This window comes from Streptacidiphilus jeojiense (genome assembly GCF_000719095.1).
Lineage (GTDB): Bacteria > Actinomycetota > Actinomycetes > Streptomycetales > Streptomycetaceae > Streptacidiphilus > Streptacidiphilus jeojiensis.
This window is the reverse complement of sequence record NZ_JOEH01000009.1, coordinates 109992-123390: the sequence shown is the minus strand read 5'-3', so window position 1 is coordinate 123390 and position 13399 is coordinate 109992. Positions and strand designations below refer to the sequence as shown.

Sequence of the window (13399 nt, the reverse complement as noted above, 5' to 3'; positions counted from 1 at the left end):
GGTGCTTCGGTGATCCACCGTCAGGCGGTGCGTTCGGCCTTCAGTTCGGCGGCGAAGGCGGAGAGTCCGGCCTTGTCGGGGGTGAACCGGACCGGGAGGCGGCTGAAGCCCGCCAGGAAGTTGGAGTGGAACCTGGCCGTCTCCCCGGCGACCTCGATCGCGGAGGTGAACCGGCGCAGCGCGTCCAGCAGCGCGGTGATCTCCACCCGGGCCAGGTGCGCCCCGAGGCAGAAGTGCGGTCCGTAGCCGAACGCCACATGCCGGTTGGGGGTGCGGGCCAGGTCGAAGCGGTCCGGGTCGGGGAAGACGGTCTCGTCCCGGTTGGCCGAGGAGTGCCAGACCGTGACGATGTCCCCGGGCTGGATCTCCCGGTCGCCCAGCAGCACCCGTTCGGTCGCGGTGCGGCCGAAGTGCATGGTGGGCGTCGCCCACCGGAGCGCCTCCTCGCAGGCGGAGTCGGCGCCGACCTCGCCCTCCCGCAGTGCCTGCCACTGCGCGGGTTCACCAGCCAGGGTGTGCACGACGTCGTTCATGGTGAGCCGGCTGGTCTCGTCCCCGCCCAGGATCAGGCTGTAGCAGTTGAGGACGATCTCCTCGCGGCTCAGCGGGGCGCCGTTGATCCGGGCGTTGACCAGCACGCTGATCACGTCCTCGGCGTCGCCGCCGCGGCGCTGCTCCATCAGGTCGGCGAAGTAGAGCAGGATGTCGCTGCGCGCGCTCCAGCCGTCCTCCTCGCTCTGGCCGGCCTCGCCGGAGCTGAGCGTCTCCCGGCTGCGCTCCAGCAGGAAGGCCCGGTCCGACTCGGGCACCCCGAGCAGGTCGGAGACGGTGGCCATCGGGACGTGCTCGGAGACCTCGGCGGCGAAGTCGCACTCGCCCAGCAGCACCGCCCGAGCCACCCGCCGTGCGGTGTTGCGGCGGACCCGGTCGGCGATCGGGGCCAGCACCCGCGGCGAGAAGGACTTCAGCAGCACGTTGCGCACCTCGCGGTGGCGCGCCCCGTCGGTGACGGCGCACATCTTGCCGCCCGCCGAGTCCTCCCCGGCGAGCAGCGTGACCAGCACGTTCCCCTGCTCGGAGGTGAACCGGGCCGGGTCGCGGTAGACGGTCATCAGGTCCGCGTAGCGGCTGACCACCCAGAATCCCGGGCGGCCCGCGGCGGCCGGCTGCCAGTGCACCGGGTCCTCGTGACGCAGCCGGCGCCAGTACGCCCCGAGGTCGTCCTTCGCGAACGTCTCCGGGTCGGCCAGGTCGACACCGAGGTCCAGTACCTGGGCAGCCATGCGTCTCACCTCCGTCGGACGGCGCTCCCCTGTCGTGAGCGATGAGGAGATTCCAGCCCCGGAGCACGGCCGCCACCAGGCAACCGGACCGGCAGGAAGAATGCCGCCGCAACGACCGCACCACGACCGGAACGTGCCTGGGCCGACACCGGGTGCACGCCCCACAGTGGACGGGTCGCGCGGGCACACGGACCCGTGCCGGGACCCGTCCCAGCCGGACACATCCCAGCCAGACCCATCCCAGGAGGAACCAGTGAGCGAACCAGAGCGCCAGCCGCCCCTGTGGCGCAACGGCGACTACGTCGGGTGGTGGACCGGGAACACCCTCTCCGCCCTGGGCACCAGCGTCTCGGCGATCGCCTTCCCGCTGCTCGTCCTGGCGAGCACCGGCTCGGTGAGCAAGGCGGGTGTGATCGGCTCGGCCAACCTGCTCGGCGTCGTGGTCACCGCACTGTGGGGCGGTGTGCTGGCCGACCGGGTCTCACGCCGGGCCATCCTGGTGGCCGGACCGCTGGCCCAGGCCGCGGTGCTGGCCGCGGTGACCGTACTGGCGCGGGCCGACCGGCCGTCGCTGCCGCTGCTGGTGGCGGCCTCGCTGCTGAGCGGTCTGCTCTCGGGCGTGGTGATGGGCGCGGGCACCCCGGCGCTGGCCCGGATCGTGCCCAAGGAGCAGCTGGCGACCGCCAACGGACAGGCCATGAGCCGGGACATGCTGGCGCAGCTGCTCGGCGCCCCGGTCGGCGGCGTGCTGTTCGGGCTGGCCCGCTGGGTGCCCTTCGGCGCGGACGCGCTCTCCTTCGTCTTCGCCGCCCTCGGCGCGCTCAACATCCGCCGGCCGCTCGGCCCGGACCGTGACGCGGCGGCTCCGCGGACCTCGGTGCTCGCGGACGTCTCGGCCGGCCTCCGCTTCGTGCGGGTGCAGCCGTTCGTGCGCTTCGTGGTGGTGATGGCCTCGGTGCTGAACATGGTCGCGCAGGCCTTCCTGCTGCTGCTGATCGCCCTGGTCGCGCACCGCGGCGGCGGCCCCACCGCGATCGGTCTGGTCAGCGCGACGACCGTGGCCGGAGGCTTCGCCGGCTCGCTGGTCGCCCCGGCGGTGGCCCGGCGGTTCCGGGCCCGGGTGCTGCTCTGCGGCGCGGTGTGGATCTTCACCCTCGGACTGGCCGTCACCGCGCTGGTGCCGCAGGTGTGGGAGATCGCGCTGGTGGTCTGCCTCACCCAGGTGGCCACCGTCCCGGTCAATGTGGTGCTGACGACCTATCTGATGCGGCTGGTCCCGGACGGGATGCTGGGCCGGGTCGCCGCGGTGAACCGTTTCGGCGCCTATGCGCTGGAGTGGTGCGGACCGCTGCTGGCCGGACTGTTCGTGGCCCTGTTCGGGGCGCCCGGCGGCATGCTGGCCCTGCTGGTCGTGATGGTCCCGCTGGCGGTGGCGCTGATGGTGGCCCCTGCCCTGGCGATCCTCGGCACACCAGTCGGGGAGGTGGCCGAACTCGCGGTGCCCGAACCGGCGAAGAGCGCACCCGGCGTGGTCGCAGCCGTCCCGCACCCCGCGCAGGGCTGAGCCGGCCGAGGCCGACGCTCCCGCCGACAACGGCGAGGCCCCCACCCGAAGTCCGGGCGGGGGCCTCGCTGTTGCGCCGGGCGTTACGACAGGCACTGCGACAGGCGTTGCGACTGGCTCAGGCGCCGGCCAGCGCGCCGGGGCCGTCCAGAAAGGTGCGGACGTGACGGAGCATCCGGTACCGGTACTGGCCGCTCCGGTCCACCTGGAGCAGTGAGGTCTCGGCCAGGTCCGCCAGCAGCCCGACCACCTCCAGCTCGGAGAACTCACCGGGGTCCACCTCCAGTTCACCGACCCGGAAACTGCCGCGCGAACCCCGGGCCAACTGCGCCAGCAGCCGCTCGTGCCGGCGGCCCAGCAGGTCCAGGCTCCAGCGCAGGCTGGCCTCCGGGGTGCGCTGGTGCGGCAGCGTCCGCTGGTCGCCCGAGCTCAGCAGGCGCACCGCCTGACCGTCCGCCAGCAGCGACTCCAGCGGCACCATCCGCAGCCGGTGCGCGGCGAACTCGATCAGTCGCGGCAGCCCGTCCAGCAGTCCGACCAGGGCGATCAGCCGCTCCGAGTCCGCGGAGAGGTCCAGATCGGGGCAGCCGGTGCGGAGCCGCTCCAGCAGCAGCTCCACCGCGGCCTCCGGTCCCAGCGGCGCCAGCTCGCACAGCACCGCACCGTCCACCGACGGCGCCCGCCGGGCCGTCACCAGCACGTGCACGCCGGGGTTGCGCGCCAGCAGCCAGTCGACCAGCAGCGGGACGGTCTCCGGCAGGTGCTCGGCGTTGTCGAGGACGAGCAGCAACTGCTGCCGGCCGCCGGCGGCGGCCTCCTCGCCCAGCAGGTCGGCGACGGCCTGCTCGGCCAGCTCCAGCACGGCGGGCCCGGCCAGGTCGCGCTCGCCGGGGATCAGCCCCAGCTCGACCACGGCCACCCCGTCGCGCAGCTCACTGCCCGCGCTCTCCGCGGCCGCCAGGGCCACCCGGGACTTGCCCACCCCGCCGGGGCCGGTGACGATCACCACCTGCTGCTCCACCGCGAGCCCGGCCAGCAGCTCGGTCTCGGCCCTGCGCCCCACCAGCGAGGAGCGCGGCGGACGGCTGCCGCGCCAGACCCCCGGCTCCGGGCCCACCAGCTTGAGCCACTCGGCGGCCATGCCGACCGGCATGCCCAGATCGTCCACCGGGGCGGAGCGGAGCTTCTCCTTGAGGCTGGGGTCGAGGACGTCCAGCAGCATGTCCACGGAGCTGCGGCGCGGTCGCTGGATCAGCCCGCGCTCGAAGTTCCGAATGGTTCTGACGCTGATGCCGGAGCGCTCGGAGAGCTCCTCCTGCGTCATCCCGCTCTGCAGGCGCAGGCGCAGCAACAGGTTGTCGTTCATGTGGTTCACCTCCATGTGCGACAGACGACACCGCGGGAAGCGGTGCTCAGCCCCGTTGGCCGACGCACGAAGTGTCGGACACGGAGTTCCCGTTCCACTCCTGCTCGCGTTCCTGCTCGCGTTCCCGGTTGTGTACCGGGTTGTGCACCAAGTTGTGTACCGACTGTGGGCTGTACCGCTTGGCAGGTACAACGCCTATGATGCGACAGCTGAACTTCCCGGGGTGGGTCTGGCAGGTAGGCGGGGGCGTACATGAGCACAAGTGGCATATCCGGCAGAAGTCCTGATGATTCGCCAGCCCTGTCGGCGGCCACTGGATTGCAGTTCAACATCCTCGGCCCGCTGGAGGCCTGGTCGGACGGGCGAAGACTGGAGCTCGGCGGCCCGATCGCGCGACGCATCCTCGCCGTTCTGCTGCTGGAGCCGGGCAAGCTGCTCACCGTGTCCCGACTGGTCGACGCGGCCTGGCCGGACAACCCGCCCACCACCGCCTCGCACCAGGTCCGCAAGGCCATCGCCGACCTGCGCCGGCGCATTCCCGGCGGCAGCGACGTGCTGATCACCGACGGTCCCGGCTACGCCATCGCCGCGCACACCCCGCTGGACGCGACCCAGTTCGACGCCAAGGCCCGCGAGGCCAAGGCCCTGATCCAGCAGGGCCGCACCGAGGAGGCCACCGTCCTGCTCGGGGCGGCGATCGCACTGCGCCGCGGCCCCGCGCTCTCCGGGATCGGCGGGGGCGGCATCGTCGAGTCCGTCGCCCGGGTGATGGAGGAGCGTCATCTGGAGGTGGTGGAGCAGTACTTCGAGCTCCAACTGGCCTCCGGCAAGTCCGTGGAACTGGTCGGCGACCTGCGCGAGCACACCAGCCGGCATCCGCTGCAGGAGACCCTGCGCGGGCTGCTGATGCTGGCGCTGTTCCGCTCCGGGCGGCGCGCCGAGGCGCTCACCGAGTACGGGCGGCTGCGCGAGGAACTGGCCGAGGAACTCGGCGTGGACCCCGATCCGCAGCTGGCCCGGCTGTACGAGAAGATCCTGGTCGAGAGCCCCGAACTGGACGGCCCCGCCCGGCCGGCCGAGGTCCCCGCCCCGCGGCGGCCCGAACCGGAGCCGCCGAGGGCGCCCGTTCCCGCCCCGATCCCGGTCGCCCGGCCGGCGATCCCGGTCGACCAGGGCACCGAGGCCGAGGCGGCGTCCGCACCACGCACCCTCCCCTACGACCTCGCCGACTTCGTCGGCCGCGACAAGGAGCTCGGCCAGCTGCTCGCCACCGCGCGCCGGGACGAGCAGCGCACCCGCATCATCGCCATCGACGGCATGGGCGGCACCGGCAAGACCTCGCTCGCCGTGCGCGCCGCCTACCTGCTCGCCGACGACTACCCGGACGGGCAGCTCTACCTGGACCTGCGCGGTTTCTCCCCGGACGAACGCCCGGTCAACATCAGCACCGCGCTGGAGGTGCTGCTGCGCACCCTCGGCGTCAACCAGGACCGGATCCCGGACGACCTGGTGGGCCAGAAGCTGCTGTGGCAGTCCGTCCTGGCCGGGCGCCGGGTGCTGCTGCTGCTCGACAATGCCTCCGCCGACGCCGCCCTGGTCAGCAGGCTGCTGCCGACCACCCCCGGCTGCCTGGTGCTGGTCACCAGCCGGGCCAGGCTGGTGGAGCTGGACGGCGCCGAGTGGATCTCCATCGACGTGCTGGCGCCGGAGGAGAGCCTGCAGCTGGTCGCCCAGCTGCTGGGCCCGGAGCGGGTCGAGGCCGAGCCGGACGCCGCCAGGGAGTTGACCCACCTCTGCGGCTACCTGCCGCTGGCCCTGCGCATCGCCACCGCCCGGCTGCGCAACCGCCGCGCCTGGAGCCTGCAGTACCTGGTCGAGCGGCTGCGCGACGAGAACCGCAAGCTGGACGAGCTCAACTCCGGCGAACGCGGGGTGGCCACGACGCTGCGGCTGTCCTACCAGGTCCTGCCGGAGAGCTGCCGGCGGGCCTTCCGCAGTCTGTCGCTGCACCCGGGCCGGGAGTTCGACGCCCACTCCGCGGCGGCGGTGCTGGCGGAGTCCGTCCAGGACACCGAGGACCACCTGGAGCAGCTGCTCGACGCGCATCTGCTGCAGCAGCCGGAGGTGGGCCGGTACGCCTACCACGACCTGGTCCGCAGCTTCGCCCGCGGTCTCTGCGACGAGCTGGCCGCCGCCGACCGCGCCGCCGCCGCCGAACGGCTGCTGGAGTACTACCTGACCGCCAGTGAGGCCGCCTGCGAGGTGCTCTACCCCGGCCGCAGCCGCCGCCCCACCGGCCTGGAGCTGCCGCCGCTGCGCCAGCCCGGACTGCTCAAGCCCGAGGGCGCGCAGACCTGGTTCGCCAAGGAGCACATCACGCTGGCCAGCGTGGTGCACCGGGCGGTCACCGACGGGTACCACCGGCACGCGGTCTGTCTCAGCCGCAACGTCGCCTTCTACCTCAACGCACAGGGCAACCTGGACGAGTTCGCCGAGCTGACCCGGATCGCCGTGCAGTCCGCGCGGCACCTGGGCGACGCCGGGCTGCTCAGCGTCAGCCTGGCCAACCTGGGCGTCGCCTGCTGGCAGCTGGGACGCTACGACGAGGGCATCGAGGTGGCCTCGGAGAGCCTGCAACTCGCGGTCAGGGTCGGCGACCGGCACACCGAGGCGCACAGTCAGGGCACCCTCGGGCTGTACAAGAGCCTGCTGGGGCAGTTCTCCGAGGCCCTCGGCCACCTCGAACAGGCGGTGGCGCTGGAGCGCGAGCTCGACAGCCCCCGCGCGGAGGCGGACACACTGACGGCGCTCAGCACCCTCTACGAGCAGTGGGGACGGTACCGGGAGGCCGCGGAGGCGGCGCAACGTGCGGTGGCTCTGGTCCGCGGACTGGACCGGCACGAGAACGCGCTGATCGCGCAGACCGATCTGGCCCTGGCCCTGCTGGGCCTGGGGGACCTCGACGGTGCCGGCAGGTGTCTGGCCGAGGCGCGCGGTCTCCCCGTGGACCGCTGCGAACCGGGGCAGATGGCGCTGACCATGGCGTTGTCCGCGGAAGTCGCCTACTCGGCGGGGGATCTGGAACAGGCCGAGGGCTTCGCGGACCAGGCCCGGGAGCGGGTCGAACAGAGTCTGTCGCCGCTGCGGCGGGCCAAGGTCGGGAACGTTCTGGGTCGCCTGCTGCGCAGTCTCGGCCGTCACGCGGAGGCGCAGCGGCTGCACGGTCAGGCCTACAAGGTCGCCGCTGCGATCAGCTTCCGGATCGAGGAGGCGTACGCGCTGGCGGGGCTGGCAGCGACCGCGGTCGCGCTCGGCGACTCCGTCGCCGCCGATGTGCACCACACCGCCGCCGAAGAGCTGTTCGCGCTGCTGGGCGTGCCGACGGACCGTCGCCGCCGCCCGGCGTCGCAGGTCACCCGGCAACTGCCGGGGTGACCGTGGTGTCGCTGGCGGCCGTGGTGCTGGTGCCCGTCGGGCTCTTGCCGTCGGCGAGCCGCACGTGGGCCGGCGTGCCGTGCTGACCGGCGGTGCCGTGCGCGGTGACCTCGGCGGCACCCGCACCCAGCCCGAGGGCGAGGACGGCGACTACGACACCGGCGAGGCTGACCATCGTGCGCTTCATGGGATGCTCCTGGGTTTGTGAGGCCGTTTCTTTCGACATGGCCTACATTCCCGGAGGCTGTTCCCGAACGGGTACCGTCACCTTCCCGTCGCTGACGGTACCCGCCGGGAACGTATCGGGCCCCGTTCAGGTCCGCCCGGTACGCGAGCTGAGGACGCGGGTGCCCACGTCGGACACCACCACCTCGGTGACCGCCGGGCCGGACTCGTGCCCCAGCAGGTCCAGATGACCGCGGACCGCGGTCCTCACCTCGGCCAGCACGGACTCGCTCTGTCCGGCCGCCTCTCCCACTCCGTCCTCGGCCAGCTCGTGGATCCGGACGATCTCGTGCATACCACCGCTGGTCGTCGTCTCGACGCTGAACACTGTGCTCCCTCCTGTTCCTCCGTCATCCGTTCGGTCCTGCCGTCAGGTACTTGCAGGTAGTGCAGGCAATGCACGTGGTGCTTGCAAGTGGTGCAGGTCTCGATGACCGCTCCGCTCCTCGCGCTCAGCCCACCCCCGTTCCGACCCGGGCGCCGAGTCCCAGCGCCGGCACCCGCAGCAGTTCCCGGACGAATCCGAGCAGCGCGGCGGGGTCGGTGTGCGGGAAGGCGTGGCCGCCGGGGAGCATGGTCACGCTGAACTCCCCGCCCGCGACCCGTTCCCAGCGCGGCAGTTGCTCAGGGGGTGTGATCTCGTCGTCCAGTCCGCCGAAGACGTGCAGCGGACTGGACAGCGCGGGCGGGTCCGGCAGCAGGTACTGCTCGGCGTAGCGCAGGTCGGTCCTGATCGCGCGGAGGATCTCCGCCACGAAGCTCGGGTAGCTGAGCAGTTCCCTCGGCAGGCCGCCGTTGTCGGCGATCCACCCCAGCAGCCGGTCGTCGTCCACGTCGGACATGGTCCGCAGCGAGGGCACCTGGGGTGCCCTTGCCCCGGAGATCAGCACGGCGAGCGGCGCCGGCAGGCCCCGGGCCTCGATCCGCCGGGCCACCTCGTAGGCCAGCAGGCCGCCGAGACTGTGCCCGAACAGCAGGTACGGCATGGTGAGTTCGGCCCGCAGGCCCTCGAAGAGCGCGTCGGCGAGCTCCTCCACGTCCGCCGGCAGTGGTTCCTTCTCCCGGGTGCCGCGGCCCGGCAGTTCCACCGGGGCCAGCTCCACCCCCTCCGGCAGATGTCTGCGCCAGTTCGAGAACGCCCCGGCGCCCGCGCCCGCCTGCGGTGTGCAGATCAGGCGTACCTCCGGCTCACCGACGGCATAGCGCCCGGTGATCCACAGGTTGGTCGGCTTCGATGCCACCTTCCACCCCTTTCTCCGACTTGCCATCCTCCGCCTGGCGCACCCGCCCGGACCAGGCAATTCGTCGGCAGTGCGGCGGTAGGAACCCGGCAGTCCGGGGCACGGCGAGGCCTGCTCCCGGCAGAGTGCCTGCAATGATTCGCTGTCGAAGGGATGGTGCCGGGAACCGGTCCGTTCGTCCGCCATCCACGGTCCCGGGAAAGCGCGGACCGGCCGCCGGCGGACGCCGCGTCAGACCACGGGCGCGCCGACGCCGATCGGCTTGCTCTGGACGACCCAGACCTGCTCGGCGCGGAACCCGAGGCGCTGGTACAGGCCCAGGGCCCCGGTGGGCGAGTCGGCGTCGACGCCGAGCGAGGCGGTGTCGAAGCCCTCCGCCCTGGCCCGCGCCAGCACCTGTGTGAGCAGCGCCGAGGCCAGCCCCCGCCCGCGGGCGCTGCGGCGGGTGCCGACCAGCCCGATGTAGAGGTCCCGCTTGCCGGTGGCGGCCCGGTACTCGTCGAACTCCTCGGTGAGCACCAGCGCGAGTGGCTCCCCGTCCTGGTAGGCGACGACCGTGAGATCCGGCCGGAACGCGGAGCCGCTGGTGACCTGCTGCCAGATCTCCGGGCTGGTCTCGGTCGAACCCCAGTGGTCGCGGAAGGCCTCGTTGCGGACGGTTCTGGCGTCCTCGGAGCACTCGGGCGCGAAGGTCCGCACGGTCACCCCTTCCGGAAGCGGCGCCCCGGGCAGTTCCCGGCCCAGGTCGATCCGCATGGTGTTGAACCAACGGCGCTGCTGGTAGCCCTGGTCCGCGAACAGCTGCTCCATGGCGGTGTGACCGACCAGCGTCCCGATGTTGAGGCTCAGCGGCGCCTGCGGGAAACGCTCCAGGTGCAGCGGCACCACGGCTTCCGCCGCCCACTCCAGCAGCCGCGTCCCGAGCCCGCGCCCCCGGTGCCCCGGGTGCACCCCACCGCTCATCCGGAACTCGTGCACCGGATCGGCCGCCGTCCGCGCCTGGAGATAGCAGTACGCCACCATCTCCCCGCCCTCTGCCTCCCCGTCCTCGACCACCCCACCCTCGGTGAAGACCCCGACGGAGCCGCGCGGGAAGTCGATGTACGAGGACGCGAACGTCTCCGTGACCTGGTCGCGGCCGAAGTGGTCACCGGTGTCGTCCGCCTCGGCGAGGGCGTGGCGCAACCGCAGGAAGGTGTCCGTGTCGTCGACGGTGATGGGACGCCAGGTGTAGCCGCTGTCACTGCTCATGGACGACCATCCTCCGAGGCCCGGAGGAAGATGGTCAACCGCATTCGCGCCGCAGGCCTCACTCCCGTCCCAGCACCAGACCCGAGGTGGGTACTCCGGTGCCGGCGGTCACCAGGACCCGCTGCGCGCCCGGGACCTGGTTGACGGCGGTGCCGCGCAGTTGCCGGACCGCCTCCGCGATGCCGTTCATGCCGTGCAGGTAGGCCTCGCCCAGCTGGCCGCCGTGGGTGTTCACCGGGAGGCCCCCGGCACCGTCCCAGCCCAGCTGCAGCCTGCCGCCGGCCGCGAAGTCGGCTCCCTCGCCCGGGCCGCAGAAGCCGAACTCCTCCAGCTGCATCAGCACGAACGGGGTGAAGTGGTCGTAGAGCACGGCGGTGTCGATGTCGGCCGGGGTCAGCCCGCTGGTGCGCCAGAGCTGACGGGCGACCACGCCCATCTCCGGCAGGCCGGTCAGGCCGTCCCGGTAGAAGCTGGTCATCGCCTCCTGGTTGCGGCCCGCGCCCTGGGCGGCGGCGGCGATCACGACGGGGGTGTGCCGGAGGTCGCGGGCGCGTTCCGGGGTGGTGACCACCAGGGCCTGGCCGCCGTCGGTCTCCTGGCAGCAGTCGAGCAGCCGCAGCGGCTCGACGATCCAGCGGGAGGCGGCGTGGTCCGCCAGGGTGATCGGGCGCCGGTAGAAGTAGGCGGCCGGGTTGGTCGCGGCGTGGAAGCGGTCGGCGACCGCGACCGGCGCGAAGGCGTCCGGGGTCAGCCCGTAGCTGTGCAGGTAGCGCTGGGCGTGCAGGGCCACCCAGGAAGCGGGGGTGAGCAGCCCGTAGGGCATGGTCCAGCCCATCGCCACGCCCTCGGCCGAGGCCTGACGGGACATCAGACCGGTGCCGAAGCGGTGCTGGGACCGCTCGTTGAAGGCGCGGTAGCAGACCACCACCTCGGCGATGCCGGTGGCGACCGCGAGGGCGGCCTGCTGGACGGTGGCGCAGGCGGCACCGCCGCCGTAGTGGATCCGCGAGAAGAAGCTGAGCTCGCCGATGCCGGCCGCCTGGGCGACGGTGATCTCCGGGTTGGTGTCCATGGTGAAGGTGACGAGTCCGTCCACATCCTGTGGACGGAGTCCGGCGTCGTCGAGGGCCGCGTGCACGGCCTCGACCGCGAGCTTCAGCTCACTGCGTCCGGAGTCCTTGGAGAACTCGGTCGCACCGATGCCGGCGACGGCGGCCCGGCCGCCCAGCGTGTCCGCTCGGTGCAGGCTCACGACTGCTCCTCGGCGGTCAGGTCATCCAGGGTGAGGCGCACGGTGGCGGTGGCGTGCGCGCCGCGCCGGGTGCGGCCGGTGACGGCGACGGTGAGCCGGGGGCCGTCCCGCCCGGTCACCCGTCCGGTGAAGGTGAGTTCGTCGCCCGGGTGGGCGGGGACCCCCAGCCGTACCGAGATCCCGGTGAGCCGGGCCCGCGGCCCGGCCCAGTCGGTGACGTAGCGGCCGACCAGGCCGTTGCTGGTGAGGATGTTCATGAAGATGTCCGGAGCCCCCTTGGCGTGGGCGAGTTCCACGTCGTGGTGCACGTCCTGGTAGTCCCGGGAGGCGATGGCTCCGGCGACGATGAGGGTGCGGGTCACCGGGATGCGCAGCGGCGGGAGGTCGTCCGGACCGGCGGGACGGAAGACCGGCAGGGTCAGCTCCTCGTCGCAGCGCTCGAAGTCCAGCCGGACCGGGAGCCCGATCCGGACCTCTGCGGCCGGCAGGCCGAGGACGTTGCTCACCATGCGCACGCCCTCGTCGAGCTCGACCAGGGCCACGGCGTACGGACTGCTGCCCCGGAAGGCGGCCGGGACCGGATGGTGCACCACCACGTACGAGTAGACCGTGCCCGCGCCGCCCGCCGGCTCCGCCGTCCAGGCGTCCGAGCCGCAGGCGTTGCATCCCGGCAGCCAGGGGAAGCGGGCGGTACCGCAGTCGGTGCAGCGCTGGAAGCGCAGTTCGCCCTCGGCGACCCCGGCCCAGAAGCCCGCGTTGTCGCGGTTGACGACGGGACGGGGGCGCAGCGCGCGCTCACCGGCAGCCGCCTCGTTCACCTCCCGCGCCGCGGGGCGGAACTTCAGGATCCGGAACCGGTGGGTGGCCACCGGCACGGCCTCCTCCGGCTTCTCCCCGGCGGCCTCGTCGTAGGCCCGGAGGTCGGTCCGGGTGGTGACGAAGCGTCCGACACCGAGGGCGGTGGTCTTCTCCGCGGAGACGGACTCGATCTCGGAGTCGTAGAGCACCCGCTGTCCCGGACGCAGCGACCGCAGGTACTCCTGCTCGCAGTCGGTGGCGACGACCGAGGTGAAGCCGGCGGCGTCCAGCGTCCCGAGGAGTTCGTCGTAGGCCGCGCTGCGACCGGTCGCCCCGCTCCCGGGGCCCGTCCCGTTGCCGAGCCCGCCCATCGTCCAGGACTGGAGCATCGCGGGCGGGGCGACCGCGCCCGGTCCGGTGTAGGCGGCGTTGGCGTCGCCCATGGCCTCGCACCAGTGGCGGATCATCGGGGCGTTGACGGGATCCAGCGCCCGGCCGCCCACGGCGGCGGGGCGTCCGGTGTAGGCCTGGAAGGTGTCGGTCACGAATCTGACTGTGCGTCAGATACCGCACGTGAGTCAAGACCGTGCATGCGTCAAGACAGCAGTCGGCCCCGGGGCGTGGGACCGGCCCCGGGGCTGACTGCTAGAACAACCTAGAAGAAGATGCGCACATTGCTGTTGGACTGGCTGCTGTACACCGCGCCCGAGTTGTCCTTCACCCCGAGGGTGTTGTTGGCGTTGGAGGCGCCCGACCCGGTCGCGGTCTGCTGGGTCCAGTTGGAGTTGCCGTCCACCCATCCACTGAGGTTGCCGCTGCCGGTGTTCGACACGATGCTGCTGTTGGAGTGGTCGCTCGCGAAGGAACCGTCGTCCGCCGAGGCGGCGCCGGCGCCGGCGAGGAGCAGCGCGATGGCGACCGGGGCGGCGGCGAGGGCGATACGGATACGGGACATGAAATCCTCCAAGTAGTGGAAGCCGGAGT

At 72.5% G+C, this 13399-nt stretch carries 11 protein-coding genes; 2 read left to right on the top strand and 9 right to left on the bottom strand.

Translation table 11 applies throughout. The features are described from left to right. Positions 1-20: 20 nt before the first annotated feature. The gene (locus IF29_RS0113085) at positions 21-1283 is read right to left on the bottom strand and encodes a cytochrome P450 (protein ID WP_030253642.1); all 1263 of its coding nucleotides are present in this window, start codon (positions 1281-1283) and stop codon (positions 21-23) included. Between the two features lie 253 nt (positions 1284-1536). Between IF29_RS0113085 and IF29_RS0113080 the strand changes: the two genes are divergently transcribed. Next, positions 1537-2847 carry an MFS transporter gene (locus tag IF29_RS0113080; protein WP_030253640.1) on the top strand — a complete coding sequence of 437 codons (1311 nt, stop codon included), beginning with the start codon at positions 1537-1539 and terminating at the stop codon, positions 2845-2847. 118 nt (positions 2848-2965) lie between these two features. Here the strand turns inward: IF29_RS0113080 and IF29_RS0113075 are convergent, their stop codons facing one another. Beyond that, positions 2966-4213 carry a helix-turn-helix domain-containing protein gene (locus IF29_RS0113075; RefSeq protein ID WP_051725249.1) on the bottom strand — a complete coding sequence of 416 codons (1248 nt, stop codon included), beginning with the start codon at positions 4211-4213 and terminating at the stop codon, positions 2966-2968. A 318-nt stretch (positions 4214-4531) separates the two neighbouring features. On the opposite strand from IF29_RS0113075, the gene IF29_RS0113070 reads away from it, so the two are divergent. Continuing rightward, the gene (locus IF29_RS0113070; RefSeq protein WP_332262535.1) at positions 4532-7648 is read left to right on the top strand and encodes an AfsR/SARP family transcriptional regulator; all 3117 of its coding nucleotides are present in this window, start codon (positions 4532-4534) and stop codon (positions 7646-7648) included. On the opposite strand, the gene IF29_RS0113065 is transcribed toward IF29_RS0113070, so the two are convergent. The 7 genes from IF29_RS0113065 to IF29_RS0113035 all read right to left on the bottom strand — a co-directional run bounded on the left by IF29_RS0113065 (position 7626) and on the right by IF29_RS0113035 (position 13370). Further along, positions 7626-7835, bottom strand: coding sequence for a hypothetical protein (locus tag IF29_RS0113065; protein WP_030253635.1), 210 nt, complete (start codon positions 7833-7835; stop codon positions 7626-7628). The two genes, IF29_RS0113070 and IF29_RS0113065, sit on opposite strands and share 23 nt — an antisense overlap. Before the next feature lie 126 nt (positions 7836-7961). Continuing rightward, positions 7962-8201, bottom strand: a complete 240-nt coding sequence (locus IF29_RS0113060; protein WP_030253633.1) for a hypothetical protein — start codon at positions 8199-8201, stop codon at positions 7962-7964. A 124-nt stretch (positions 8202-8325) separates the two neighbouring features. After that, positions 8326-9114, bottom strand: coding sequence for a thioesterase II family protein (locus tag IF29_RS0113055; RefSeq protein ID WP_037595103.1), 789 nt, complete (start codon positions 9112-9114; stop codon positions 8326-8328). A 231-nt stretch (positions 9115-9345) separates the two neighbouring features. Beyond that, on the bottom strand, positions 9346-10365 hold the full coding sequence (locus tag IF29_RS0113050; RefSeq protein WP_051725248.1) for a GNAT family N-acetyltransferase: 1020 nt from the start codon (positions 10363-10365) through the stop codon (positions 9346-9348). A gap of 58 nt (positions 10366-10423) precedes the next feature. Further along, on the bottom strand, positions 10424-11617 hold the full coding sequence (locus IF29_RS0113045; RefSeq protein ID WP_030253629.1) for a lipid-transfer protein: 1194 nt from the start codon (positions 11615-11617) through the stop codon (positions 10424-10426). Next, on the bottom strand, positions 11614-12960 hold the full coding sequence (locus IF29_RS0113040) for an OB-fold domain-containing protein (protein WP_063757488.1): 1347 nt from the start codon (positions 12958-12960) through the stop codon (positions 11614-11616). The genes IF29_RS0113045 and IF29_RS0113040 overlap by 4 nt, the downstream gene beginning before the upstream one ends. A gap of 110 nt (positions 12961-13070) precedes the next feature. Continuing rightward, on the bottom strand, positions 13071-13370 hold the full coding sequence (locus IF29_RS0113035; RefSeq protein WP_030253625.1) for a hypothetical protein: 300 nt from the start codon (positions 13368-13370) through the stop codon (positions 13071-13073). Positions 13371-13399 lie beyond the last annotated feature (29 nt).

What these genes read in the sequence shown, in the direction of transcription:
- IF29_RS0113085 (WP_030253642.1), bottom strand. Translation starts at nt 1,283, where the DNA reads ATGGCTGCCCAGGTACTGGACCTCGGTGTCGACCTGGCCGACCCGGAG.
- IF29_RS0113075 (WP_051725249.1), bottom strand. Translation starts at nt 4,213, where the DNA reads ATGAACGACAACCTGTTGCTGCGCCTGCGCCTGCAGAGCGGGATGACG.
- IF29_RS0113065 (WP_030253635.1), bottom strand. Translation starts at nt 7,835, where the DNA reads ATGAAGCGCACGATGGTCAGCCTCGCCGGTGTCGTAGTCGCCGTCCTC.
- IF29_RS0113050 (WP_051725248.1), bottom strand. Translation starts at nt 10,365, where the DNA reads ATGAGCAGTGACAGCGGCTACACCTGGCGTCCCATCACCGTCGACGAC.
- IF29_RS0113035 (WP_030253625.1), bottom strand. Translation starts at nt 13,370, where the DNA reads ATGTCCCGTATCCGTATCGCCCTCGCCGCCGCCCCGGTCGCCATCGCG.